Raw genomic sequence first — 23,732 nt, 5'->3', positions numbered from 1 at the left:
GCTCTGGCTCTGGCTCTGGCAAGGATTCAACGACATCTTCAAGCTGATCGCTACCTTGGATTTTCGGTTCGAAGTCAAAATCAGAGGTAACGTACGCTGGCGACTCTACATCGTCGATGGCTTCAGCTAACCAGTCTTCAACCGTATCTTCTTCATCTTCAGAGATATCATTTAAAGAGGATGGCGAAGTTTGTTCTTCAAAGCTAGCAGCAATGTCTTCACGCTGTTCTTGGACGTCGGCTTCTTTCGGCTCTGGTTCTTGTTGTGCGGTTTCTTCTTGAACTTGCTCTTCAAAATCTGGTTTATCAAAATCAGAATTCTCAGATAACAGCGAGTCGATATCCAATTCATCATCTTCAACCGATGATGCGGTTTCTTGCGCTGATACTTCGTTGCTGCTTGAAAGAGGCGCTTGCTCTGGTTCAACCGTATTGTCAATTGATGGTTCAACAGGCTCTTCTATCGCTGGAAACAAATCATTGTCATCAGAAGTCATTAACTCATCAATCAACGCTTCGTCTGTTGTTTCTAGAGAGTCATCAAGCAAAGCATCCGTTGCCGGTGCGACACCGAACAAATCATCGATAAAACCATCACGATTAAAGGCTTCATCATTTTCTGGCTTAACATCAGTACTTTCTTGAGCCAGTTCCGAATCTAACGATTCATCAGTAACGACTTCAGGTTGTGGTGTTTCACTAATGTCCGGATCTTGCTCAGGCTCACCTTCAGAGGTTAACGGAGTAAGCTCAACGTCTGAGTCCTTTTCAGGCTCCTCATTGACGTTGTCCAAACCAAAGGCTGCGTCTAACTCTTTATCAAACGTCTTATCTTCAGATTCAAGCTCGTCTTCAATGCCACTTGTCAGTAAGTCATCAAATGGGTCTAGAGATTCTGATTTTGATGCATCCGCTAAAAGCTCATCATCTGACAATTCACTATCAAGGAAATCATCCAATAAGTCGGTACTTTCGGCGTCGAGTTCGAAATCATCGTCGTCAGAGTCACCTATTAATTCATCCAAGGTTTCCGTGCTGTCTTCTGCGATGTTGAGGTCATCATCGGTCGATAAACCAGAAAGCTCTTCAAGCTCAGACAGAGAATCAAAGCCAAGAGGTTCGCTTTCAGACTCATCATCCGAATCGTCCCCTAGCATCTCATCAAGAAGGTCTGTCGAGTTACTTAGGTCTACGTCATCGCCTGCCAGTTGCTCATCAAGCAGATCAACGCTGTCTTGAGGTTCTTCATTTACGATGGGCTTATCGAACTGAGACAGAATGTTTTCGATATCATCATCAGACGCCAAACCACTGTTTAGGTTAGTGGCAATCTCATCGTCGCTATCGAGGTTGAAAGGGTCATTCGCTTGATCGTTCTGAGCAGCAACTTGGGCAAAGATGTCATCAATATCATCATTCGCTGTCGGTGAAGCTGGCTCAGGGGACTGTTGTTCAGAGATTAGAGCATCAATATCAAAATCGTCATTGCTCAAATCAACAGGCTTAGTCTCACTTTGTTGCTCAGAGATAAGCGCATCGATGTCAAAATCATCGCTTGCTGGTGTTTCAGTGCTAGAAGGCGAATCACTTTGCTCTTCCGAAATCAGAGCATCAATATCGAAGCTGTCGTCATCTTCGTCATCAAGAGCAAACAGATCATCTAATAAAGATTGGTCTAGCTCGTTGGAACCGAGATCTTCAGTTTCAGACTCTTGAGATAGTAAAGCTTCAATGTCATCAGCAGACATTGCGTTATCATCAGAAAGATCAAAGTCGACATCATCAGTATCGACGGCGCTTTCCGCTGTTTTGTCTAGCGCACGTTCCATCTCTTCAAGGCCAAGCGCTTTCTCTTCGCCATTAACACTAATGCCGTTGCTGCTGTCTAAATCTAGATCGTCGAAGTTGGTGTCTAAATCACCGTTTTCGCCAATGCTAGCAAATGGGTCATCGTCTTCACCATCTAGATTGAAATCGAGATCAGATTCATCTAAACCAGCAAAGACATCATCCTCTTCGGCTAGCGCTTGATCGTCAAACAGCTTGTTGGCGTCATCTTCCGTACCAAACAAGTCATCATCTAAAGACAGCTCGTTAAGGTCGTCCATCTCGTCGCCCAATGTAATAGGTGCAACGGTACTTGGTTCTGGCTGGAGCGGTTGTTCTTGAGTCGTCTGCTGTTGCTCATCATTTTTAGAACGACGGCCTAACAGCATCACAACGATCAAACCAATGAGCAGACCTGGAATAATCGCAAGAGCCGCCACTAACCAACCATTCGATAACAGTTCGTCCATGACACTTGGTGCCATCTTTTCAATTTCGGCGTTCTTTCTGCGCTCTTCATCAAGCAGCTTTTCCACTTCGCTACGAATGCGGTCTTCATCACTGAGCTCTGTTTTTAGCTCATCCACTTCCGATTGAACATTCGATAACATCAAACGAAGTTGGTGATTTTTCTCTTCAAGTGACAGCAGTTCAGTTTCTGAAAGCTCTAGCTGCTTCTCTAACTTGTTCATCTCTTGGGTTGGTGCAGATTGAGCTAGAGATGATTGAGTTGGAGACAATGGCTTTTTAGCAGTTTCAGTAGTGCTTACTTGCTTAGCAGGAGTAACATTTTTTGCATCAGAACTCGGCGCTTTGGGTTTTGAAGCGACAGGCTTACTTGCAGGAGCATCAAGCTTAGCAAGATGTGAGTTCATGATGTTGATAGCTTGCTGCGTCGAGCTTGCACGTGCTTGCTCTAAAGAAGGCACGCGTAGATTGCTCGCAGGCAGCAGGCTATGGATATTCTGGTTTTCAAACGCTTGTGGGTTTAAGCGATAAATAGCCAACAGAGTTTGTTGGACTGAAACGGAGTTATCAGGGCGTAACTTTGAGGCAATAGACCACAATGTTTCTGAGCCGCGAGTTGGACCATAGAAACGTGAAGGCTCAGCGCTATTTGATTGCGCTCTTTGAAGTGGTTCTGAAAACGTAGGCGCTGATTGTATCTGGCCATTAGGCCCTACAACTCGAATGGAATCTGCACGAACAACGGAAATCTGAGTCGCAATGATAAAGGCAAAAGGCATTAACCACGGCTTGAAAATTTGAAACATAAAAGGCTCAGCTAGGTGCTTAAATTCGGAAAAGTGATGATCTATTAAATATATCGGATAAATGACGTAAAACTATAGAGATGAAAACAAAAAATGTGTTGCAGCAACAATATTCGCAGCAATTTCACACAATTTGACTAACAATATTTTTAATCGATTAAAAAAGCCCCACTAAAGAGTGAGGCTTTTTTATCAAAGCAATAAAGCTTAGAAGTAATCGCGAATCAGAACTTCAGCGATTTGAACTGCGTTTGTTGCTGCGCCTTTACGAACGTTATCAGCGACAACCCACATGTTTACGCCACTGTGATGGCTGATGTCGTTACGAATACGACCAACCATTACGTGGTCTTTACCACCTGCATCACGAACTTGAGTTGGGAAGTCTAGCGCTTGGAATACTTCAACACCTTCTGTGTTCTCTAGAAGCTGAACCACTTGCTCTGCACCGATTGGTGCGCGAGTTTCAATGTGTAGAGATTCTGCGTGACCGTAAAATACTGGTACGCGGACACAAGTCGGGTTCACTGTGATTGAAGAGTCAGCAAAGATTTTTTGAGTTTCCCAAACCATCTTCATCTCTTCACGCGTGTAGCCGTTCTCTGTAAATTCATCGATTTGAGGAATACAGTTGAAAGCGATTTGTTGTGAGAACGCTGAGTTTTCAGCTGGCATACCGTTAAGAAGCTTAGCCGTTTGACCCGCTAGCTCATCGATACCTGGCTTACCTGCACCAGACACAGATTGGTAAGTTGAAACGTTAATACGCTCAAGGCCCACTTCATCGTGAATTGGTTTTAGCGCTACTACCATTTGGATAGTCGAGCAGTTAGGGTTCGCGATGATGTTACGGTTACGGAACTCAGCAATCGCTTCAGGGTTCACTTCAGGCACAACCAGAGGAACATCGTATTCGTAACGGAAGCGTGATGTGTTATCGATGACAATCACACCTTCATCAGCCGCAATTGGAGCCCAACGCTCTGAAAGCTCGCTACCTGCAGAGAAAAACGCAATATGTACTTGAGACCAATCGAAGTCTTCTACGTTTTGTACTTGTATTGTTTTGCCGTTAAAACGGGAAGTTTTGCCTTCACTACGTTCACTTGCTAGTAAGTGCATTTCACCGACAGGGAATTTACGCTCTTTAAGTACTTCAAGAATGGTTTCACCAACCGCACCAGTCGCACCTAAAATAGCAATATTAAATTCTTGGCTCATTGTTTCTCTCTTTTATAAAGTTGGCTTTACCATAAAACCGAGTTTAGATAACGGCGTTAAATTACAAGATTCGTCGCCCGTTAACTCGACTGCACTGTACTCTCTGCGGTCCCAATATTCTTTACGCATCTTGTCAAAAGAACCCGGCGTAACGATATTGCGACGGAATAAGGCGTCGTCTTTGCGCACATCATAGATCAACTGAGTCAAATTGTGCAGTATTGCTTCATCCCAAGCTCTATCTAATTTCATTTGAGGTACAGGCGCTGTCGGCAATAAGTCGCTTGCATACGCACGCTGTTCAGTACCTAAAAATTCACAATAACTGTTGAAGATCATCGTGGTACCACGCGCTTTACCTTCTAAACCGTAGCCCGCTACGTGAGGCGTTGCAAAAGCGAGTAACGGAAGAAGCTCAAAGTCGACTTCAGGTTCAAACTCAAACACATCAAGCACTGCAGTGAAACCATCGGCTTTTTGCAGGCGAGCTTTTAGCGCTTGGTTATCAACCACAGGACCGCGAGCTGCATTAATCAGGATTTGATCAGCACGTAAGTTGTTCAGCACTTGCTCACTGATCAAGTGATGCGTTGGATACTGACCCGTCTTAGTGATTGGCGTGTGTAATGTAATAACGTCTGATTGTTCAAGCAAAGTCTCTAACTCAGTAAATTCGCGAGTATCACCCTCTTGCTGTTTTAGAGGGTCGTTCAGCAGAACTTTGATACCAATACCTTCAAGGCACTTCGCTAAGTAACTGCCCACTTGACCACAGCCGATAATACCAACCGTTTTATCAAAAACAGAAAAGCCTTGTTGCTGCGCAAGCACCATCATCGCACTGAACGCGTACTCAGCAACACCCACCTTGTTACAACCAGGTGCCGCAGTAAAGAAAATGCCACGCTCTTTCATCAACTCTTGGTCAACGTGATCCATGCCAGCCGTCGCAGTACCAACAAACTTCAGCTTATTGGCTTTGCTGATCAATGACTCGTTTACCTTGGTAACAGAGCGAATCATCAATGCGTCTACGTCAACTAGGTCGTCAGCTGTTAATGTGCGACCAGACTTCATTGTCACTTCCCCTAGCTGGCTAAAAAGCGCTTCAGCGTAAGGCATATTTTCGTCGATTAAGATTTTCATTTGGCGAGTACTTTTGTTGGGGTCTATCGACCTAAATGTGAATTGAAATGATTGTGCAAAATTCCACACACGGTGTCGAGTAGCAATTGGAATACATTATAAATAAAGGACTGAATCACCTAACCTTGGCAGACAAGAACCGAAACCAGAGTGAACACCCAAGATCAAACGGCTAAAACGAAAAATGCCCGATTGAATAAACAATCGGGCAAACATCCAGAACAAAAGGATCCTATCTCGCTCTCCAGGAGACAGAGTCTTGCGTCTGTTCAACCAGTACTAACCAAAGTCAGTACTGGTCAAGCTCTGGAAACCTTTCAATCTCTAAACCCAGATTTAAAAACTATGTTCAAAAAACACGTTTACCAACCTGCGTCTAAAAACTTTGTTCTGATGGTCATTATTACTGGGTGACCTGTGCGTGTTGAATCGGCACTAGCGCAACCCTTTAACGATTAACCTTGTCTCTGTAACTCAAGCTTAAGTTAAGCTTGGTACTTTTTGATTACTAGCGTTGCGTTCGTACCGCCGAAACCAAAACTGTTAGACATAACTGTAGTTAGCTCTTGATCACGAGCTTCAGTTACGATGTCTAGGCCAGCAGCAGCTTCGTCTAGGTTCGAAACGTTAATGCTTGGAGCGATAAAGCCGTTATCTAGCATTAGCGTTGAGTAAATAGCTTCGTGTACGCCAGCAGCACCTAGAGCGTGACCTGTCATCGCTTTAGTTGCAGAAATTGCTGGGCTGTTGCCACCAAATACTTCTTGGATAGCGCCTAGCTCTTTAACGTCGCCAACTGGAGTTGAAGTACCGTGAGTGTTCACGTAATCAACGCCATCAACGTTTTGCATCGCCATCTTCATACAACGAACCGCACCTTCACCAGAAGGAGCAACCATGTCGTAGCCATCTGAAGTTGCGCCGTAGCCTACGATTTCACCGTAGATTTTTGCGCCACGAGCAACAGCGTGCTCAAGCTCTTCGATAACTAACATGCCGCCGCCACCAGAGATAACGAAACCATCACGGTCTGCATCGTAGGTACGAGAAGCCAGCTCTGGCGTGTCGTTGTACTTAGTAGAAAGTGCGCCCATTGCGTCGAACATCATAGTCAGAGACCAATCCAGTTCTTCACCGCCACCAGCGAATACAACGTCTTGCTTACCAAGTTGGATAAGCTCCATTGCGTGACCAATACAGTGTGCAGATGTCGCACATGCAGAGCTCATAGAGTAGTTCACACCACGGATTTTGAAAGGAGTTGCTAGACAAGCAGAAACCGTAGAAGCCATTGTACGTGGAACCATGTATGGACCAACGCGCTTCACGCCTTTCTCACGGATGATGTCTACCGCGTTTACTTGGTTTAGAGATGAAGCACCACCTGAACCCGCAACGATACCCGTGCGGTCATTAGATACTTGATCTTCAGTTAAGCCAGAATCAGCAATTGCTTGCTCCATTGAAAGATAAGCGAATGCCGCTGCATCACCCATAAAGCGCATTTTTTTGCGATCGATATGGTCAGCAGGGTTCATTTTTAGGTTACCCCATACTTGAGAGCGCAAGCCATTTTCCTTGAACTGCTCTGAAGCGGTAATACCAGATTTACCCTCTTTCAGTGATGCTAAAACTTCTTCGACGTTGTTACCGATACTTGAAACAATACCCATACCGGTGATTACGACTCGTTTCATGTGACATTCCTATAATTCTAAATTCAGCTAGATGATAACTAAGAAGCCTAACAAAAGTGGTCAGCTTTCCTAGAAATTCGTACAATCCCTACCAACATATCGCTTCAAATCACAAAATGATAGATTTTATGACTTCAATTACTAATGCAGAACTGGAATGGAATGAGTCTGGCACGCCAGTTTCAGACCAATTTGACGACGTTTACTTCTCCAATGTTAACGGTTTAGAAGAAACTCGCTACGTCTTTTTAAAGCAAAACCACCTTCCAGAGCGTTGGCTTGAACATGAACAACGCCGCTTTGTGATTGCTGAAACCGGCTTTGGCACAGGTTTGAACTTTCTTGCAGTTTGGCAATGGTTCGATGCTTTTCTTAAAGATAACCCACAAGCGATGACCAAAGAGTTACATTTCATCAGTTTTGAAAAATATCCTTTAAATAAAGAGGATCTCATCAAAGCACACCAATCGTGGCCAGAATTAGCCGAGTATGCGACGCAACTCCAAGAACACTACCCTATTGCTCTACCTGAATGTCACCGCATTGTGCTGGGCGACGGTGCAATCACGCTTGATTTGTGGTTTGGCGATATTAAAGATTGCATGCCCAACGTACCAACCCCGCGTGAAGGTTTGGTTGATGCTTGGTTCTTAGACGGTTTTGCTCCGAGCAAGAACCCAGAGATGTGGAATCAAAACCTATTCAACGGCATGGCTAAGCTCGCTAAGCAAGATTGTAGCTGCGCCACCTTCACCGCTGCTGGCTTTGTTCGCCGTGGCTTAATTGAAGCTGGCTTTGAAATGAAAAAGGTCAAAGGCTTTGGTACTAAGCGAGAAATGATCGCCGGCCGACTTGGCGAAAAGCACGCTCACACCAACATCAAACCTTGGTATGGCCTCGCTCAACACACTGAATCCCAAGACATTGCGATCATTGGTGGTGGTGTCGCCAGTGCTGCATTAGCCAAAACGCTAAGCCGTCGTGGTAAAAACATCACCCTTTATTGTGAACATCCACAAGCTGCGGGCAATGCCTCAGGTAACAACCAAGGTGCGATTTACCCGCTATTAAGCGAAGCGACCTCGAACGTGTCTCGCGTGTTTGGCCCGGGATTACTGTTTGCTCGTCAATTTATTAATCAAGCGGCTCAGTCTATTCAATTTGATCACAGTTGGTGTGGCGTGAACATCTTGATGTGGGATCAAGGCTCCACTAAAAAGCTCAACCGCATGTTGGAAGGCAACTTCCACACCGACCTGATTCAGCGTTTATCGCCAGAGCAAGCCAACGAAAAGATTGGCTTACCCGTCGATAAAAAGAGTGTTTACTTTCCGCTGGGTGGTTGGCTAAGCCCTCTTCAACTGACTCAAGGCTTGATTGGCAAGCTAGAAGAGAGCAACCAAGTGAGCGCACACTATCAACATCAAGTAACGCAACTTGAGTGGCTCGAAGCTGAACAACAATGGTTACTGACGATTGAGGCACCTCAAGGTGAGATTCAAACTAAGCACGACCAAGTAGTTGTCGCAAACGGACACAAGTTCACTCAGTTTGAACAAACTCAGCCAGTACCACTGACTCCGGTTAAAGGCCAAGTGAGCCATATTCCGACCACGGAAAATCTCAGCCAGCTAAAAACCGTGTTGTGCTTTGATGGCTATTTGACGCCACAGAACCCCAACAATGGTCATCACTGTATTGGTGCGAACTACGACAAAACCAATATCGACCAAGAATTTGATATTGAGGTTCAGCAGCACAATGGCGAGCGCCTACATGGGTCACTACCAGACCAAGCATGGACAAAAGATGTCGATACCAGTGACAACTTAGCGCGCCAAGGTATCCGAAGCGTAAGCCGTGACCACCTTCCGTTTGTGGGAAACGTTGGTGACTTTGAAGCCATTAAGGAGCAGTACCAAGATCTCCACAACTTCAACCCGCAGCGTGACTCGGTTGAGGATGTAGAAACGGTAACAAGCTTCCCTAACCTTTATTGCTTTATCGGACTGGGTTCACGTGGTTTGAGCTCTGCACCATTATTGGCTGAAGTATTAGCATCACAGATCTGTGGCGATCCGCTGCCCTTGCCTGTTGATGTGCTTGAGGCGATTCACCCAAGTCGAATGTGGGTACGCAGACTGCGTAAAGGTAAGGCATTAACGGCTGGATGGGTTGCTGACAAGCATTCTAAATCAAAGCCGTAGTTTCTAGTTCAGCTATTTTGAACATCTGAAATTTCTGAATATCTGAAACTAATAAGTTAAAAGCTAAAAAGCCCTACGTGACTAAGTTAAGTCGCTCGGGCTTTTTGTTATTCGTGTTGCTCTAAACTGATGTTCTAAACGAAGCTGTATTTACAGCTTAGCAACCGCGTCTTTAATCTGTAGAACGATCTCTTCGTTGCTGATAGAACCAGATTCAAAATCAAAGTTATCGTAGAAGCTTGGTACTGAAACTGACGCTTGCACGTTGCCACCGAAGTAAGGTGCAGAACCTGTCGCTGCACCAAGTACCGTTTGTGCGCCGCCAGGGCCTGGTGAAGTCGCTAGGTAAACCGCCGGCTTCTCGCCAAATACTGAACGCTCAATGCGTGTCGCCCAATCAAATAGGTTTTTATACGCAGCTGGGTAGTGACCATTGTGTTCTGCGAACGAGATAACAAACGCATCAGCTTCAGCTAGGTCGCGTAGGAATGCTTGAGCACCTTCCGCTTGGCCAATCTCTTTTTCAGTGTCTTCACTGAACATAGGAACATTGTAATCGTTGATGTCTAGGACTTTAACTTCAGCACCTTCAATCAAGTTTGCTGCGTAAGTTGCTAGTGTTTTGTTGATTGAGGTAGAACTTGTGCTTGCGCCAAATGCGATAACTTTCATGATGTGACCTTTCTGTAATTCCGTTAAGTGGGATTAGAATAACGTAGTAAGAAAATGTAACCATCACAAGAAATGAACGGACTCATTCAAAAATTTCGAACGAGTCTCAAATAAACCAGTTCGCTCAGCAAAATGGGAAAGGGGACTGAGCGGATAGTATTAATACATCGAGATTAAGCTTGGTTTTGTAGCTCAACCCAAAGGTCATTAACGATAGTGCGGTCTGCTGGTGTTAGTTCAGAGCGAGCGTCGTCTAGGCTCTGTTCAATACGAGCTTTTACTTCAGCCACATCTTCAATGCCTTCTTCTTCACATGAAGCCACTGAAAGAGAAATATGACCACGTAAGTAACCACCAGCAAACAGTTCATCGTCTGATGCGTTTTCAATGCGAGCATCAATTACTTCAAGTAGTTTTTCTTCAAATTCGATAATCATAATATTCTCTTATTTCACAATAAATTGGCTAGCACATAAAGGTTCCACATCGTAGAAGCTGCGTAATGCTTCAGAGAGCATTTTCACGCGAGGCGGAAAGCCTACTTCAAAGATACCCATAAGTTCGCTATGTACTTTATTCATAAAGGCCAAACGATCTGGCTCAAAATCGCCGTGTAGATTGTCACAGCTGACATTAAAAGGAAAGCCTGCGCTCATCGCAATGATCCATTCATACGCTTGTGGGCGAATTTCTACTTTTTCAAACTCAGCTTGAACCGCCTCAGTTCGACCGTCAGGTTCATACCAATAGCCAAAATCTTCCAGTAAACGACGCTCAGGCCCAGCAACGCACCAGTGTGCGATCTCATGGAGTGCAGAGGCGTAAAAGCCACGTGCGAACACGATTCGATGGTGTGGGATAGTATCATCAGCAGGCAAATAGATCGGCTCATCAGCCCCTAGCTCTAGTTTGGTATTAAAGCTTTCAAAAAAGGTCTGATTGAAGATATCGATAATGTCTGAGTATTGGTGTGTCATAAAATCAAATTTAAGTAAAAATAACTGGGGCATTTTGCTTTTTTTTCAGCGCTCGGTAAAGCCCTATCAAGCGTAATGACATCGGGTTCGCCATTATACTTTGCAGTGACAATCGATTGCCATTCCCAGATTACACCACTTTAAGGTGAATGATTAGTTTAGCTAATCTGAAACGCCCATTCACGGTACAAATATTCATTCGTCAACAAGCATTTTTACTACTACACTCGCGCTTCATTTTATATCCCTAAGGCCTATAAGACTCGAGTTTATAGACCTAAATTATAGAGCTACAGCAATGCTACTAAGTGTTTTGTATATCATTGGCATCACGGCAGAAGCCATGACCGGCGCTCTCAGTGCTGGCAAACAAAAAATGGATTGGTTTGGTGTAATGTTGGTTGCGAGTGCAACGGCAATTGGCGGCGGTACAGTACGCGATATCTTACTTGGCCATTACCCTTTAGGTTGGGTTGAAAACCCTCAGTATCTGGCCATCACCTGTATAGCAGGTGTTATTACAACCGGGTTGGCGAAATGGGTTATCAAGCTAAAAGGTTTGTTTATTCGCTTGGATGCCTTAGGCCTAATCGTATTCAGTATCATTGGTACCAAAGTAGCGATGACCATGGGTCTGCACCCGATGATTTGCATGGTATCGGCATTAGTGACAGGTGTCTTTGGTGGTTTGTTACGTGACCTTATCTGTCGTCAAACACCATTGGTGTTACATGAAGAGCTGTATGCCTCTGTCGCACTTGTCGCTTCAGGTTTGTACCTAGGTTTGCTTGAGCTTGGCATCAACGACGTCACGGCGACAATTGTGACGCTTGTAGTTGGTTACTTGCTGCGCATGGCGGCTGTAAGATTCAAATGGAGTTTGCCTTCGTTCCAGCTTGATCCTGAAAGTTCAGTGCATTAATGGATTAAGAGCCTTAAGCTGCTAGCTGTCTTTAATGACGATAGTCGCTAACCGGACGAATAATCCTGCTAATGTGAAAAAGGGTTACTTCATTACGAAGCAACCCTTTTTTGTTTCTACCAATTCTATTCTAAATAAAAAGAAGCAGAATTAGATTTGTGGTGTTTCAGTTGCCACACCAAAGTTTTGACCACGATGACGTAGCAAGTGGTCAAGCAGCACGATAGCCAGCATTGCTTCTGCAATAGGTACCGCACGGATGCCAACACATGGATCGTGACGACCTTTCGTGATTAGCTGCGTTGCTTCACCATCTTTCGTGATTGTGTCACCAGGTACAGTGATGCTTGATGTTGGTTTAAGCGCAATGCTTGCCACAATATCTTGACCAGTAGAGATACCACCTAAGATACCGCCAGCATGATTGCTGCTGAAACCTTCTGGAGTTAATGGGTCACGGTGTTCACTACCGCGTTGATTAACAACATCGAAGCCATCACCAATCTCAACACCTTTCACAGCGTTAATGCTCATTAGAGCGTGCGCGATGTCAGCATCTAGACGATCAAAGATTGGCTCACCAAGGCCTACTGGCACTTTAGTCGCAACCACTTGAATCTTCGCACCGATCGAGTTGCCTTCTTTTAGCAAGTCACGAATCAGTTGATCAAATTCTGGTACTTTGTCGGCATCTGGACAGAAGAAAGCGTTGTTTTCAATCTCGTTCCAATCCACTTTATCAATTGAGATATCACCCATTTGAGAAAGGTATGCTTGGATTTCAACACCAAATTCTTGTTTTAGGTATTTCTTCGCTATTGCACCTGCAGCAACGCGCATTGCAGTTTCACGAGCTGAAGAACGACCACCACCTCGGTAATCACGTACACCGTACTTTTGATGGTACGTATAGTCAGCGTGGCCTGGGCGGAACTTGTCTTTAATTTCGGAATAGTCTTTAGAGCGTTGGTCTGTATTTTCAATCAATAGACCAATAGAAGTGCCCGTAGTTTGGCCTTCAAATACACCTGATAAGATTTTCACTTCATCCGCTTCACGGCGAGCCGTTGTATAACGAGAAGTACCAGGGCGACGACGATCCAAATCTCTTTGAAGGTCTGCTTCGGTAATTTCTAATCCTGGTGGGCACCCATCTACGATACATCCTAGTGCGATACCGTGACTTTCTCCGAACGTGGTCACGCGGAAATGTTGTCCGATACTGTTTCCTGCCATTACTTCCTCTAAATCAGCTATTGAGCAGAAGGTTTGATTCCGAAACCGACTGGCTAACAGCTTTACTTGTCTATTCTTCGTGAATTCATAGTGGCTTTATTACCAAATGATGTAAACCCCAAAAAACGAACAATTTTAACTTTCTATTACATGAGCCGAATGAAATGAATAACGCGGGGAAATGAGTGGCGCTTTGAGAAGAGTATTTTTATTATGGTAAGAAAGCAAAAAACCCGACAACTCGGAGAGTTATCGGGTTTCTTTAAATAATGGCACGCCCTGAAGGATTCGAACCTTCGACCACCTCCTTAGAAGGGAGGTGCTCTATCCAGCTGAGCTAAGGGCGCGCTACAGGAACGAATTATACGAATTCGAATCAGTAAAGCAACGGCTTTATGTAACATTCTGATCTAAGTGAGTAAAAAAAGGGCAACAAACATATAAGTGTTGGAAAATAGAACAAAGCAAACGTTTGCTTGATGGTAATCAAAAAGATTTTCTGGAATAATGCGCCAAAAACATCAGCCACTAACTTGAATATCAATACTAAGGAAATTCATGACTGCTCAAAATATTGATGGAAAGCTAATTTCTCAAACGGTTCGCTCCGAAGTTGCTGCACGTGTAAAAGCTCGTACTGAAGCTGGATTACGCGCTCCGGGCCTAGCGGTTGTTTTAGTGGGTGAAGACCCTGCTTCTCAGGTTTACGTTGGAAGTAAGCGTAAAGCGTGTGAAGAAGTTGGCTTCGTGTCTAAATCTTACGACTTGCCAGCCACTGCGACAGAAGACGAATTGTTAACACTGGTAGACCAACTGAACCAAGACCCAGAGATCGACGGTATTCTGGTTCAACTGCCTCTACCTGCTGGTATTGATAGCACTCACGTTCTTGAGCGTATCACGCCAGAAAAAGACGTTGATGGCTTCCACCCATACAATGTCGGCCGTTTGGCTCAGCGTATGCCTAAGCTTCGCTCTTGTACGCCAAAAGGCATCATCACGCTGCTTGACCGTTACAACATCGATTTACGTAGTAAGCACGCGGTTGTCGTTGGCGCATCAAACATCGTAGGTCGCCCAATGACGCTAGAGCTCCTTCTAGCAGGTTGTACAACGACAACATGTCACCGCTTCACCAAAGACCTTGAAGGCCACGTGCGTCAAGCAGACGTTGTTGTAGTTGCAGTAGGTAAGCCAAACTTCATTCCAGGTGCTTGGATCAAGAAAGGCGCTGTTGTGGTCGATGTGGGTATCAACCGTTTGGAATCTGGCAAACTAGTGGGTGACGTTGAATACGACGTAGCGAAAGAAAGCGCAAGCTTCATCACGCCTGTACCGGGTGGTGTTGGTCCAATGACGGTGGCGAGCCTAATCGAGAACACCATGATCGCTTGTGAGCAATTTCACTCGAAGTAATCCGCAGCGCATATAAATAAAATTAGAAGGCCGCAACGTGATGAACGCTGCGGCTTTTTTGATACTTAGACATTCGTTTTGAAACAGGGCGACTCGCTTTTGATGCACTGCTATTCGCTACTTATCTGGATTCTCGACTTTTTCCGTCTGTTCAGAAGGCGGTAATAAACTAATAAGCTCACACTCCGTTGATATGAGTTTTTCCAACTCAGATCCTTGTGTAATTAAACGGAAATCACCGCCAGTAATCACCCCAAGAGGAATGGCTTTAGGGTACAGCGCGTTAAACTCGTTTAAATCAAATGCCTCGGTCAAACCTGTACTTTTAATTTGGCTACCCTGAGCCATCAACGAGTTAAGCTTGGAATAGGTAACTCCTTCCGAAAACAAGCTTCTGTTGCCATCGCGGTTCACCTGATGCCTTTCATGTTTATTCTCTGATGACTCAAGCTCAAACACCTTATTTTCACCAAACTCGTCTTGATAGTGCATGCTAACTAATGGGTTGGTTTGACGATAAGGCGAGACGATCATCGCACGCCCTACTCCATCCAATTCCAGATTATTTTCAGCGTGACTCGAAGCTGGGTTACCAAAGTAGACATTCAAGTTATCCATGCGTGCTAAGCGAATGCTTTCCCAGTTGGTATCGGCAAGCACACTATTGATGTTGTGTGTCGCCAATACTTTGGCAAACTGGCGTGAAAACTGAGTCGCACCAAAGAAGATAACGCCTTGTGCCTTCTCTTGAGTCACACCTAGCCTTCTTGCCCACCAACTCGCGGTGAGGCTTTGAATCACAACTGTACCGATGATGATCAAGAACACCATTGGTACCAGCAGGTCTGCGCCTTCTATTAATTGTTTTTCTTGAAGCTTGATTGCAAACAGAGAAGAAACCGCGGCTGCAACGATCCCGCGCGGCGCCATCCAGCTCAAAAACCATTTATCCGCAGAGGTAAGATCCGTGCCGATCCCGCTGATCCACACACTTAACGGGCGAGCCACCAGCATAACCACCGCTAATAAACCAATACCGCCCCAACCTATCGAGAGGAAGGTTCCTGAATCGAGTCTACTCGCTAACAGAATAAACAACGCTGAAATGAGTAATACGGTCAGGGTTTCTTTGAATTCGATGATGTCTTCGATATCCAAGCCTTTCACGTTGGCAAGCCAGATCCCCATGATGGTCACGGTTAATAAACCCGATTCTTCACTCAAGTCATTCGAGAAAGAGAACGCAGCGAGCATTAGCGTCAATACAGCCACATTACGTAAATAGTGCGGTACCCAATGCCCTTGCAGCATCTTGGCAATCAAATAGCCACCGATGATCCCTAAACCTAAACCAATGATTAAGGTTAGTCCCAGAGCTGAAAGTACATGTCCTGTAGGGTCGGCCGAAGAGACTATGTATTCATAAACCAGAACAGCAAACAGAGCGCCAATGGGATCAATCACTATCCCTTCCCATCGCAAGATACTGCCTAAGGAGGATTTAGGCTGAATACTGCGAAGCATGGGTACGATCACCGTTGGGCCAGTTACCACTACTAATGCACCAAACAATGCGGCTAACGGCCAACTAAAGTCCACAAAGTAGTAAGCACCCACCACGATACAGGCCCAGGTAATCAACATGCCGAAACTCACGAGATGAGTCACCATCCGGCCATGGCCTCTGATTTCTTTGAAATTTAGGGTTAATGCCCCTTCAAACAAGATGATCGCAACACCTAATGAAATCATAGGAAACAGCACATCACCAAAAATGGCATCGGGATTTAAGATATTCAAGCCAGGACCTAACAATAGGCCGACGATAAGGAGAGGAAGAATCGCGGGAAGACGTAAACGCCAACCGAGCAGCTGACAAGCTAGAGACAAAAGTCCAATTAACGCCAAAGAAGAAGTAATCGACAAATCCATTTGTGCCCCTAAAAGGTTTGCACCACACCCTGTGGTACAAACTATTCAATGAAATAAGAAAGCCTACGTTCTTACACTATAGGCTCTCTTTTTCACGCTAACCGAATATTATTGTGATTAATCAGTCACTTTACTTTAGGGGGAGTAAAGTCATGATCAGTTAGCTATAGAGAAAGTACAACACCAGCAATCGCTGCACTCATCAAGTTAGCAAACACACCCGCACAAATTGCTTTGAAGCCATATTGTGAGATGAAAGAGCGACGCTCTGGAACTAAGCTACCCAAACCACCGATCAGAATTGCCATAGTAGAGATGTTAGCAAAGCCACATAGAGCAAAAGTTACGATCGCTTGTGAGTGCTCACTCAGTGCCTCTTTAGCATCCATTAGTTGGATGAAAGCCACGAACTCGTTCACGACAATCTTGTTACCGATCAATGAACCTGCAACCACAGCCTCAGACCACGGTACACCGATTAGCCATGCAACGGGTGCAAACACATAACCTAGGATAAGTTCGAAGCTTAGGTTTACGCCAAACCAGCCACCAACAATACCTAGCAAGCCATTCAGCATTGCAATCACACTGATAAAGGCAAGAAGTGTTGCACCCACTGCAACGGCAATACGAAGTCCAGACATAGCCCCATCTGCCATTGCCTCAACGACGTTTGTTGCTCGTGGAATTTCTACATCAGACTCAATATTTTCTTGAGCGTCATCTGGGCTGCCAGGTACTAAGATTTTAGCCATCAGTAGACCGGCTGGTGCAGACATGAATGCCGCAGCGATCAGGAAGTTTAAGTCAACGCCAAGAGATGCATAACCCACTAACGTACCACCAGCTACAGAAGCCAAACCACACACCATCACAGCAAACAGTTGTGAATCCGTCATGTGCTTTAGGTAAGGTTTAACCACCAATGGCGCTTCAATCATGCCGACAAAGATATTGGCAGTCGCAGACAGTGATTCTGCACGACCTGTACCCAAGAACTTCTGTAGCGCACCACCAATAAGGTTGATCACCTTTGGCATAAAGCCAATGTGGTACAAACCTGAAATCAATGCAGAGAAAAAGATAATGATGCCAAGAACATTAATCGCGAAAACAAATCCGTTATTCGTTAGGCCACCAAATAGAAAGTTAATCCCCTCTTGACCGTAGTTGATCAAGCTAGATACCGCACCTGTGGCTGCATTCAACGCTTCTTTACCCATTGGTACATACAGAACCAACAGCGCGAATGAGATTTGTAATAAGAAAGCCAAAGAGACTGTTCTTAGTGGAATATTTTTTCTGTCCGTAGATAGTAACCAAGCGGCAACTAAAATAGTGATAATTCCAAGTAGCGAAGCCATGTGCGTCAACCTAAAAGTTGTAGGTAGGAAAGGCGACGCATTCTATAGAGGAAATCGTTTGCGGCAAGCTGAGGTTGTTAATGTGATGTTGGGGTAATCACGATTTAACTATGAGTATAATTAAGTTATTGAATTTTAATAATTAACTTTGATTAAAAAGCGTACTTTTTCCATATGGAAATTATATTTATAGATTAGGAAACAGTTAGCGATGCAGTTCAACGCAAGTTTTGAGGTTTTTGTCCCAATACGTCGGCGACCCGATATGATCTTTAATGAACTCAATCACTGCCGAAAGCTTCTTCGGCATATTCTTTCGGCTCGGGTAAACGGCATAGAATGGCATTAATTGACTCGCTCTCCATTCCGGCAAAACTTGGATTAATTTGCCCGTTCTAAACTCTTCTTTTACTAAGTAAGTTGCTAAGTAAGCCACACCCCACCCTGATACGGCTGCGTCTCGCACGGCCTCAGCTAGATCCACCGAGTAATCACCCGCTACTTTAACGCTAAGGTTCTCTTGGCCATTATCAAATGCCCACGAGGTGTAATCTCGTTCACGGCTGCGATAGATAAGACAGTTATGGTCAATCAGATCAGAAGGCACATGTGGCGTCCCGGCCTTAATCAAATAGTCCGGTGATGCAGCCACCACAAACTGGCTGTCAGCCAATCGCTGAGCAATATAACCTTCTGGCAGATCTTCGTTGTTGGTGATCCATAGGTCCAGTCGCTCTTCAATCATATCCACCTTGTAGTCAAACAAGTGAACCTCGATTCTCAGCTGAGGATAAAGTTGTCTGAGCTGATCAATCGCAGGAATGATATGTAAAGTGCCAAATGACTGTGACAACCCAACACGCAATATTCCAGAGATGTCATCACGCTGGCTGTCCATATCCATTTGAGCGGCTTTTACCGTGTTAAACAGTTGCTCACAGTGCTGATAGAACACTTCCCCTGCTTCGGTCAGCGTTAAGCTACGTGTGGTGCGTTGTACCAACTTGATACCAATAGAGTCTTCAAGCAAAGCAACTTGCTTACTAATGTGAGACACCGAAACGTTCAAGCTTTTTGCAGCACTGGTAAAGCCTTCGTGCTTGATCAGCGCATGGAATATCACCATCTGTGCAGCTCTATCTGTTAGCACAAGATCACCTTATTAAATCTCTGAAATATAAAATCAAAAAGGACTCCGAAGAGTCCTTTAGTTCGTTCTGCCTATGGTAGGCCAAATGCTATTCAAAGCGACTTAGGTCTGTTAATCAAACTTAATTCTGTCGGCTAGATGGCTTACTGCCAAAGCAAAGTAGTAAGAACGATTCCACTTCATTAACACATTGTAGTTGTTGTAAATGAGGTACGAACGTCCGGTTTCATCATCCGGCATTATCAACCAAGCTTTAATGTCTTCATCAAGCGTTGGCAGTGGGCGATCGTCATAGCGTTTAATACCGAGTTCAGACCACTCTTTTAAGTATTTCGCTTTGTCTTCGTCTCGACCTTGTAAATCGATCGACACATTTGACGGAACATGAACCTGACGACCCCAAGTATATTTGTCATCCCACCCTGATTGGCTGAGATAATTGGCCGCCGAAGCAAATACGTCTTCTTCAGTGCCCCAAATGTCTTTCTTGCCATCACCACTGCCATCAGCGGCGTAAGCTAAGAATGAGCTTGGCATAAACTGAGGTTGACCCATCGCACCAGCCCAAGAGCCTTTCATCTCTTTTGGTGCAATATGGCCTTGATCAAGAATCTTCAATGCCGCCATCGCTTCGCTACGGAAGAAAGCTTCTCGGCGTCCTTCATAAGCCATGGTAGTTAGGGCGTCGATAACGCTGTAATTGCCCGTGAACTTACCAAAATTACTCTCAACGCCCCATAGCGCGACAATGAATCTTGGTTGAACACCATATTCATCACCAATACGCTTTAACGCGGTGTAATGCTCCTTGTAGAGTGACCTTGCTTGCTTCACTTTCCAATCTGGAACCGCTCGTGGAATGTATTCATCCAGAGTCAGTTTTTTCTCAGGTTGGTTTTTGTCGGCTTTTACCGCTCTTGGCTTAAACGTTACACCATCAAAGGCTTCATCAATGATCGCTTCAGAGATGCCTTCTTCACGGCCTTGTTGTTTTAGTTTTTCTACATATTGCTCGAAGCTCAGTTCTTCAGCTTGTACTGAACTTATGGTCAGGCTATTACCCAATAGTAATGCCGACACAGCCAATATGGTTTTCGAAAATTTACTCAACGATCACTCCTCCTTGAATTGAGGTGGCTATCACTCTTCGTCTTGAGATTTCTGTTGAGCTTTACGCTCTTTATGAAGCTCAAGTTCGTTAACTGGTGGTGGCGGAACCTGTAAAAAGAAACCATCGGTATTCAGTGATTCTTTCACTTTTTCGATGTTTACTTGAGCCAGTTTACGGCCATCCATTTTAATTACCATTACAAAACTAGGTTTACCAAACATTTGCATCAATGCGTCAGGAACTTGTGAAAAATCATCCTTCTTAGGGATATAAAGGTATGTTCCTTCTTTCTTTGAGCTTTTATATATAGAACACAGCATGACAAACCTTTTAATTGATTATGACTACAAAACTCTCACTTGCGAGATCAATAGTTTATGTTAGGGAAATATTGGGAACAAAACGTCCATTTGACAACAAGATTACTTGCTGTGCTTGGTTTGGGAATATAACATGATAAACCTAGTTTCAGGCAATGCCCTTTATTTTATTGATAAAGAAATTGTACCAATCCGCTATTGAGGTCCTGTAGTTTTTCGATGTCTAGTAACCCAGATCTAAAAGGTAGCAGCTTTACGCTATCTGTTTTGCACTTATCCGATGATCAAGTCGAAAATGCAGTCTCTTTTCTTCAAGAGAAAGTAGACCAAGCACCTACGTTTTTCGCTGCCGCACCTGTTGTTATCAACATCAGTAAAGTCGCGGGCGATATCGATTTTGTGCAACTTAAAAATGGTATATCTCAAGCGGGCATGATCCCGGTTGGTGTGGCTGGCTGTTCTGATAAGCGAATGCAAAACCTCGCTAAAGAAGCCGGTTTTGCGGTGATGACGGCAAGCAAGTCGCCGTCTCAAGCTCCAGCGAAAATGGCACCAATCAAGGTGATTAGAACCCCTATTCGTTCTGGTCAGCAGGTTTATGCGAAAGATGGCGATCTATTGATACTCAGCCATGTGAGTGCAGGCGCGGAAGTGATTGCCGATGGCAGCATCCATATTCATGGCACTTTACGCGGCCGTGCGATTGCAGGTGCAAGTGGTCAAACTGAAGCAAAAATAATTTGTAATGACTTACAAGCCGAGCTGGTTTCCATTGCTGGAAATTACTGGCTCAGCGATCAAATTGAAAGCGAGTACTGGCAGAAGAAAACCATGTTCAGTATGGCAAACGATGTATTACACGTTGATGTCCTCGCAATATAAGAGAAATAAAAGGAAAACAGAATGGCACGCATTATCGTTGTAACGTCAGGTAAAGGCGGGGTAGGCAAAACGACCTCCAGTGCAGCTATTGCCTCGGGTCTGGCTTTAAAAGGAAAGAAAACCGCAGTTATCGACTTTGATATCGGTCTGCGTAACCTAGATTTAATCATGGGTTGTGAGCGTCGTGTTGTGTACGACTTCGTTAATGTTATCAATGGTGAAGCGACGCTGAACCAAGCGATGATCAAAGACAAGCGCACAGAGAACCTGTTCATTCTTCCTGCTTCTCAAACTCGTGATAAAGACGCACTAACAAAAGATGGTGTTCGTCGTGTATTTGATGAACTGGATGAAATGGGCTTTGATTTCATCATCTGTGATTCTCCTGCGGGTATCGAACAAGGCGCTCTTATGGCGTTGTACTTCGCTGATGAAGCGATTGTAACCACCAACCCAGAAGTCTCTTCAGTACGCGATTCAGACCGTATTCTAGGTATTCTTGACTCTAAATCTCGTCGTTCTGAAGACGGCTTAGAGCCAGTGAAAACACACCTTCTATTGACTCGCTACAACCCAGCACGTGTAACTCAAGGTGAGATGCTCAGTGTTGAAGACGTTGAAGAAATCCTGCACATCTCTCTACTGGGTGTAATTCCAGAGAGCCAAGCGGTACTGAACGCATCGAACAAGGGTGTTCCAGTTATCTTTGACGAAGCAACCGACGCAGGTATGGCTTACAATGATACTGTAGAGCGACTACTGGGTAGCCAAGTTGACTTCCGCTTCTTAACGGAACAGAAGAAAGGCATCTTCAAACGACTGTTCGGGGGCTAATGCACAATGTCATTATTAGAGTTTTTTAGACCACAGAAAAAGACAACCGCAAACCTAGCCAAAGAACGTTTGCAGATCATTGTTGCCGAACGACGCAGCCATGACGACCCAGCGCCGTCTTACCTGCCGCAACTAAAAGAAGACATCTTGAAGTGTATTGCCAAGTACGTTGAGGTCGATCCATCAATGGTTGATCTGACTTTTGAACACAAAGATGACGACATCTCAGTGTTAGAGTTGAATGTTAAGCTTCCAGAAGAAGATCGATAATCTTTCTGAACAAGATTGGCAGGTAATACACTTGCTTGTATTGATTGAATAAAAAAGAGAGCCTAGGCTCTCTTTTTTGTATGTGCAGTTTATAACTGTAACTAAGTTAGGCTTTAAAGCAGCAAGCGGTTATTTGATCGCTTTACTCAGCTTTTCGCCAACTACATCTAAACGCCAGCCTTGCATAACATCAGGCAGCTTTTCTGGGTTACGATCGTGCTTCCACACCCAGCTTAACATTTGGTTAAGTTGCTTCTTCGATGCCAAGAATTCCGTCGCCAAACCACTGTGTTGTGATGCTGTTTTCACTTCATCTTTCAGCACTTTGAACAGTTGCTTGTAGCCAGGGAAGTCCATTAGACGTTCTACTGGTGCTGGGTACTCTTCTTCTGGTGTATGTTCCGCTAACTTTACGATTGAGCTGATCTTCGCACCATGGCGACGCACAGAGCGGTAATCAAAACCCTCTTGCTCCATGTGCTTGGGATCTTTCATCGCAAAACGCGCCACAGCCCATAGGTCTTGTTCTTTGAAGACAAAGTTCAGCGCTAAATCGCGCTTGATTGCTTCTTTTAGACGCCAAGTTGCTAGAGGTCGTAAGATCGCTAATTGCTTAGGTTTAAGCTGCCACGCCCCTTTAATATCAAGGTAGGCTGTATCTGGGTTTACTTTACGAATGCGCTTGGCAACTTGTAAATCAGACTCTTGCTGAGCCGCTTCCCACCAGCCAGCTTCCATCACTTTTTCTAGAAGCTTGTTGTACATTGGCATTAGGTAATGCACGTCTGCCGCTGCGTAGTCCAATTGCTTTTGAGAAAGCGGACGCGCTAGCCAGTCTGTGCGAGATTCACTCTTATCGAGATCGACACCGACAAACTCTGAAACCAGAGCAGCAAAGCCCGTTGATAAACCATGACCTAAGAAGGCTGCCATGATCTGCGTATCAACCATTGGTGTTGGTGTACAGCCAAATGCGTTCTGGAACACTTCCAAATCTTCACCGCACGCGTGCAGCACTTTCAATACTGATGCGTCTTTCAACAAGGTAACGAACGGTGTCATGTCATCAAGAGCAATAGGGTCAATCAGTGACAGCGTTTCACCATCAAATAACTGAATCAAGCCTAATTGAGGGTAATAGGTTCTAGTACGAACGAACTCCGTATCAAGCATAACGACATCGGCTTCACGTGCTTGTTGGCAAACTCGCTCAAGGTCTTTCAATTGGGTAATGATTTGATAATCCACAAAAACTCTCACAGGTTTCTATTTGAT

20 protein-coding genes and 1 tRNA gene are annotated in these 23,732 nt (G+C 44.7%); 6 read left to right on the top strand and 15 right to left on the bottom strand.

Annotated features, from left to right (window positions below; genetic code table 11):
- From AB4558_RS09055 to fabB, 4 genes are all read right to left on the bottom strand, one after another.
- A partial coding sequence (locus tag AB4558_RS09055; protein WP_372158672.1) for a FimV/HubP family polar landmark protein occupies positions 1-3,100 on the bottom strand: 3,100 nt, incomplete at its 3' end.
- A gap of 207 nt (positions 3,101-3,307) precedes the next feature.
- Positions 3,308-4,321: an aspartate-semialdehyde dehydrogenase gene (locus tag AB4558_RS09050; RefSeq protein ID WP_372109805.1), complete on the bottom strand. Its 1,014-nt coding sequence runs from the start codon at positions 4,319-4,321 to the stop codon at positions 3,308-3,310.
- A 12-nt stretch (positions 4,322-4,333) separates the two neighbouring features.
- Positions 4,334-5,467, bottom strand: a complete 1,134-nt coding sequence (locus AB4558_RS09045; protein ID WP_372158670.1) for a 4-phosphoerythronate dehydrogenase — start codon at positions 5,465-5,467, stop codon at positions 4,334-4,336.
- Between the two features lie 485 nt (positions 5,468-5,952).
- Entirely contained in the window at positions 5,953-7,164 is a 1,212-nt protein-coding gene (gene fabB, locus AB4558_RS09040) for a beta-ketoacyl-ACP synthase I (protein ID WP_017062353.1), read from the bottom strand.
- A 56-nt stretch (positions 7,165-7,220) separates the two neighbouring features.
- On the opposite strand from fabB, the gene mnmC reads away from it, so the two are divergent.
- Complete coding sequence (gene mnmC / locus AB4558_RS09035; RefSeq protein WP_372158667.1) at positions 7,221-9,371, top strand: bifunctional tRNA (5-methylaminomethyl-2-thiouridine)(34)-methyltransferase MnmD/FAD-dependent 5-carboxymethylaminomethyl-2-thiouridine(34) oxidoreductase MnmC; 2,151 nt, start codon at positions 7,221-7,223, stop codon at positions 9,369-9,371.
- Between the two features lie 150 nt (positions 9,372-9,521).
- Here the strand turns inward: mnmC and AB4558_RS09030 are convergent, their stop codons facing one another.
- The 3 genes from AB4558_RS09030 to AB4558_RS09020 form a co-directional block, all read right to left on the bottom strand.
- Entirely contained in the window at positions 9,522-10,043 is a 522-nt protein-coding gene (locus tag AB4558_RS09030; RefSeq protein ID WP_017062355.1) for an NADPH-dependent FMN reductase, read from the bottom strand.
- Positions 10,044-10,216: 173 nt separating this feature from the next.
- A complete protein-coding gene (locus AB4558_RS09025; RefSeq protein WP_017063425.1) occupies positions 10,217-10,480 on the bottom strand; it encodes a YfcL family protein in 264 nt (87 codons plus the stop codon).
- Positions 10,481-10,489: 9 nt separating this feature from the next.
- Positions 10,490-11,020: an elongation factor P hydroxylase gene (locus AB4558_RS09020; protein WP_372158664.1), complete on the bottom strand. Its 531-nt coding sequence runs from the start codon at positions 11,018-11,020 to the stop codon at positions 10,490-10,492.
- Positions 11,021-11,318: 298 nt separating this feature from the next.
- Here AB4558_RS09020 and AB4558_RS09015 point away from each other — a divergent pair, with 298 nt between their 5' ends.
- Positions 11,319-11,942 (top strand): trimeric intracellular cation channel family protein, encoded by a 624-nt coding sequence (locus AB4558_RS09015; protein WP_017062358.1) that lies wholly within the window; start codon positions 11,319-11,321, stop codon positions 11,940-11,942.
- 150 nt (positions 11,943-12,092) lie between these two features.
- On the opposite strand, the gene aroC is transcribed toward AB4558_RS09015, so the two are convergent.
- On the bottom strand, positions 12,093-13,178 hold the full coding sequence (gene aroC, locus AB4558_RS09010) for a chorismate synthase (protein WP_372125616.1): 1,086 nt from the start codon (positions 13,176-13,178) through the stop codon (positions 12,093-12,095).
- Between the two features lie 270 nt (positions 13,179-13,448).
- A tRNA-Arg gene (locus AB4558_RS09005) sits at positions 13,449-13,525 on the bottom strand.
- A 211-nt stretch (positions 13,526-13,736) separates the two neighbouring features.
- Between AB4558_RS09005 and folD the strand changes: the two genes are divergently transcribed.
- The gene (gene folD, locus AB4558_RS09000; RefSeq protein WP_372158661.1) at positions 13,737-14,594 is read left to right on the top strand and encodes a bifunctional methylenetetrahydrofolate dehydrogenase/methenyltetrahydrofolate cyclohydrolase FolD; all 858 of its coding nucleotides are present in this window, start codon (positions 13,737-13,739) and stop codon (positions 14,592-14,594) included.
- A gap of 117 nt (positions 14,595-14,711) precedes the next feature.
- Here folD and AB4558_RS08995 read toward each other — a convergent pair whose 3' ends face one another.
- The 5 genes from AB4558_RS08995 to AB4558_RS08975 all read right to left on the bottom strand — a co-directional run bounded on the left by AB4558_RS08995 (position 14,712) and on the right by AB4558_RS08975 (position 20,471).
- Positions 14,712-16,526 (bottom strand): cation:proton antiporter, encoded by a 1,815-nt coding sequence (locus AB4558_RS08995; protein WP_372158658.1) that lies wholly within the window; start codon positions 16,524-16,526, stop codon positions 14,712-14,714.
- Between the two features lie 164 nt (positions 16,527-16,690).
- Positions 16,691-17,890, bottom strand: coding sequence for a NupC/NupG family nucleoside CNT transporter (locus tag AB4558_RS08990; protein WP_019826134.1), 1,200 nt, complete (start codon positions 17,888-17,890; stop codon positions 16,691-16,693).
- Positions 17,891-18,095: 205 nt separating this feature from the next.
- Positions 18,096-19,016, bottom strand: a complete 921-nt coding sequence (locus AB4558_RS08985) for a LysR substrate-binding domain-containing protein (RefSeq protein WP_017067671.1) — start codon at positions 19,014-19,016, stop codon at positions 18,096-18,098.
- A gap of 135 nt (positions 19,017-19,151) precedes the next feature.
- Positions 19,152-20,150, bottom strand: coding sequence for a lytic transglycosylase domain-containing protein (locus AB4558_RS08980; RefSeq protein WP_372125639.1), 999 nt, complete (start codon positions 20,148-20,150; stop codon positions 19,152-19,154).
- 30 nt (positions 20,151-20,180) lie between these two features.
- Positions 20,181-20,471, bottom strand: a complete 291-nt coding sequence (locus AB4558_RS08975; RefSeq protein WP_017062372.1) for a YcgL domain-containing protein — start codon at positions 20,469-20,471, stop codon at positions 20,181-20,183.
- 219 nt (positions 20,472-20,690) lie between these two features.
- On the opposite strand from AB4558_RS08975, the gene minC reads away from it, so the two are divergent.
- From minC to minE, 3 genes are read left to right on the top strand one after another with little or no spacing between them, the layout of a single operon-like run.
- Complete coding sequence (gene minC, locus AB4558_RS08970) at positions 20,691-21,353, top strand: septum site-determining protein MinC (protein ID WP_017063419.1); 663 nt, start codon at positions 20,691-20,693, stop codon at positions 21,351-21,353.
- Positions 21,354-21,374: 21 nt separating this feature from the next.
- Positions 21,375-22,187: a septum site-determining protein MinD gene (gene minD, locus AB4558_RS08965; protein WP_009848498.1), complete on the top strand. Its 813-nt coding sequence runs from the start codon at positions 21,375-21,377 to the stop codon at positions 22,185-22,187.
- A gap of 6 nt (positions 22,188-22,193) precedes the next feature.
- Positions 22,194-22,457: a cell division topological specificity factor MinE gene (minE, locus tag AB4558_RS08960; protein WP_010436847.1), complete on the top strand. Its 264-nt coding sequence runs from the start codon at positions 22,194-22,196 to the stop codon at positions 22,455-22,457.
- 129 nt (positions 22,458-22,586) lie between these two features.
- Here minE and rnd read toward each other — a convergent pair whose 3' ends face one another.
- The gene (gene rnd / locus AB4558_RS08955; protein ID WP_017062374.1) at positions 22,587-23,705 is read right to left on the bottom strand and encodes a ribonuclease D; all 1,119 of its coding nucleotides are present in this window, start codon (positions 23,703-23,705) and stop codon (positions 22,587-22,589) included.
- Positions 23,706-23,732 lie beyond the last annotated feature (27 nt).

Source organism: Vibrio sp. 10N.222.51.C5, assembly GCF_041474575.1.
Classification (GTDB): Bacteria; Pseudomonadota; Gammaproteobacteria; order Enterobacterales; family Vibrionaceae; genus Vibrio; species Vibrio crassostreae_C.
The sequence above is the reverse complement of the archived record's forward strand: the minus strand, read 5'-3'. Positions and strand labels throughout refer to the sequence as shown.

What these genes read in the sequence shown, in the direction of transcription:
- AB4558_RS08995 (WP_372158658.1), bottom strand. Translation starts at nt 16,526, where the DNA reads ATGGATTTGTCGATTACTTCTTCTTTGGCGTTAATTGGACTTTTGTCT.
- AB4558_RS08990 (WP_019826134.1), bottom strand. Translation starts at nt 17,890, where the DNA reads ATGGCTTCGCTACTTGGAATTATCACTATTTTAGTTGCCGCTTGGTTA.
- AB4558_RS09050 (WP_372109805.1), bottom strand. Translation starts at nt 4,321, where the DNA reads ATGAGCCAAGAATTTAATATTGCTATTTTAGGTGCGACTGGTGCGGTT.
- AB4558_RS09015 (WP_017062358.1), top strand. Translation starts at nt 11,319, where the DNA reads ATGCTACTAAGTGTTTTGTATATCATTGGCATCACGGCAGAAGCCATG.
- AB4558_RS09025 (WP_017063425.1), bottom strand. Translation starts at nt 10,480, where the DNA reads ATGATTATCGAATTTGAAGAAAAACTACTTGAAGTAATTGATGCTCGC.
- folD (WP_372158661.1), top strand. Translation starts at nt 13,737, where the DNA reads ATGACTGCTCAAAATATTGATGGAAAGCTAATTTCTCAAACGGTTCGC.
- AB4558_RS08985 (WP_017067671.1), bottom strand. Translation starts at nt 19,016, where the DNA reads ATGGTGATATTCCATGCGCTGATCAAGCACGAAGGCTTTACCAGTGCT.
- aroC (WP_372125616.1), bottom strand. Translation starts at nt 13,178, where the DNA reads ATGGCAGGAAACAGTATCGGACAACATTTCCGCGTGACCACGTTCGGA.
- fabB (WP_017062353.1), bottom strand. Translation starts at nt 7,164, where the DNA reads ATGAAACGAGTCGTAATCACCGGTATGGGTATTGTTTCAAGTATCGGT.
- minD (WP_009848498.1), top strand. Translation starts at nt 21,375, where the DNA reads ATGGCACGCATTATCGTTGTAACGTCAGGTAAAGGCGGGGTAGGCAAA.
- minE (WP_010436847.1), top strand. Translation starts at nt 22,194, where the DNA reads ATGTCATTATTAGAGTTTTTTAGACCACAGAAAAAGACAACCGCAAAC.
- minC (WP_017063419.1), top strand. Translation starts at nt 20,691, where the DNA reads ATGTCTAGTAACCCAGATCTAAAAGGTAGCAGCTTTACGCTATCTGTT.
- AB4558_RS09045 (WP_372158670.1), bottom strand. Translation starts at nt 5,467, where the DNA reads ATGAAAATCTTAATCGACGAAAATATGCCTTACGCTGAAGCGCTTTTT.
- AB4558_RS08975 (WP_017062372.1), bottom strand. Translation starts at nt 20,471, where the DNA reads ATGCTGTGTTCTATATATAAAAGCTCAAAGAAAGAAGGAACATACCTT.
- AB4558_RS09030 (WP_017062355.1), bottom strand. Translation starts at nt 10,043, where the DNA reads ATGAAAGTTATCGCATTTGGCGCAAGCACAAGTTCTACCTCAATCAAC.
- AB4558_RS09020 (WP_372158664.1), bottom strand. Translation starts at nt 11,020, where the DNA reads ATGACACACCAATACTCAGACATTATCGATATCTTCAATCAGACCTTT.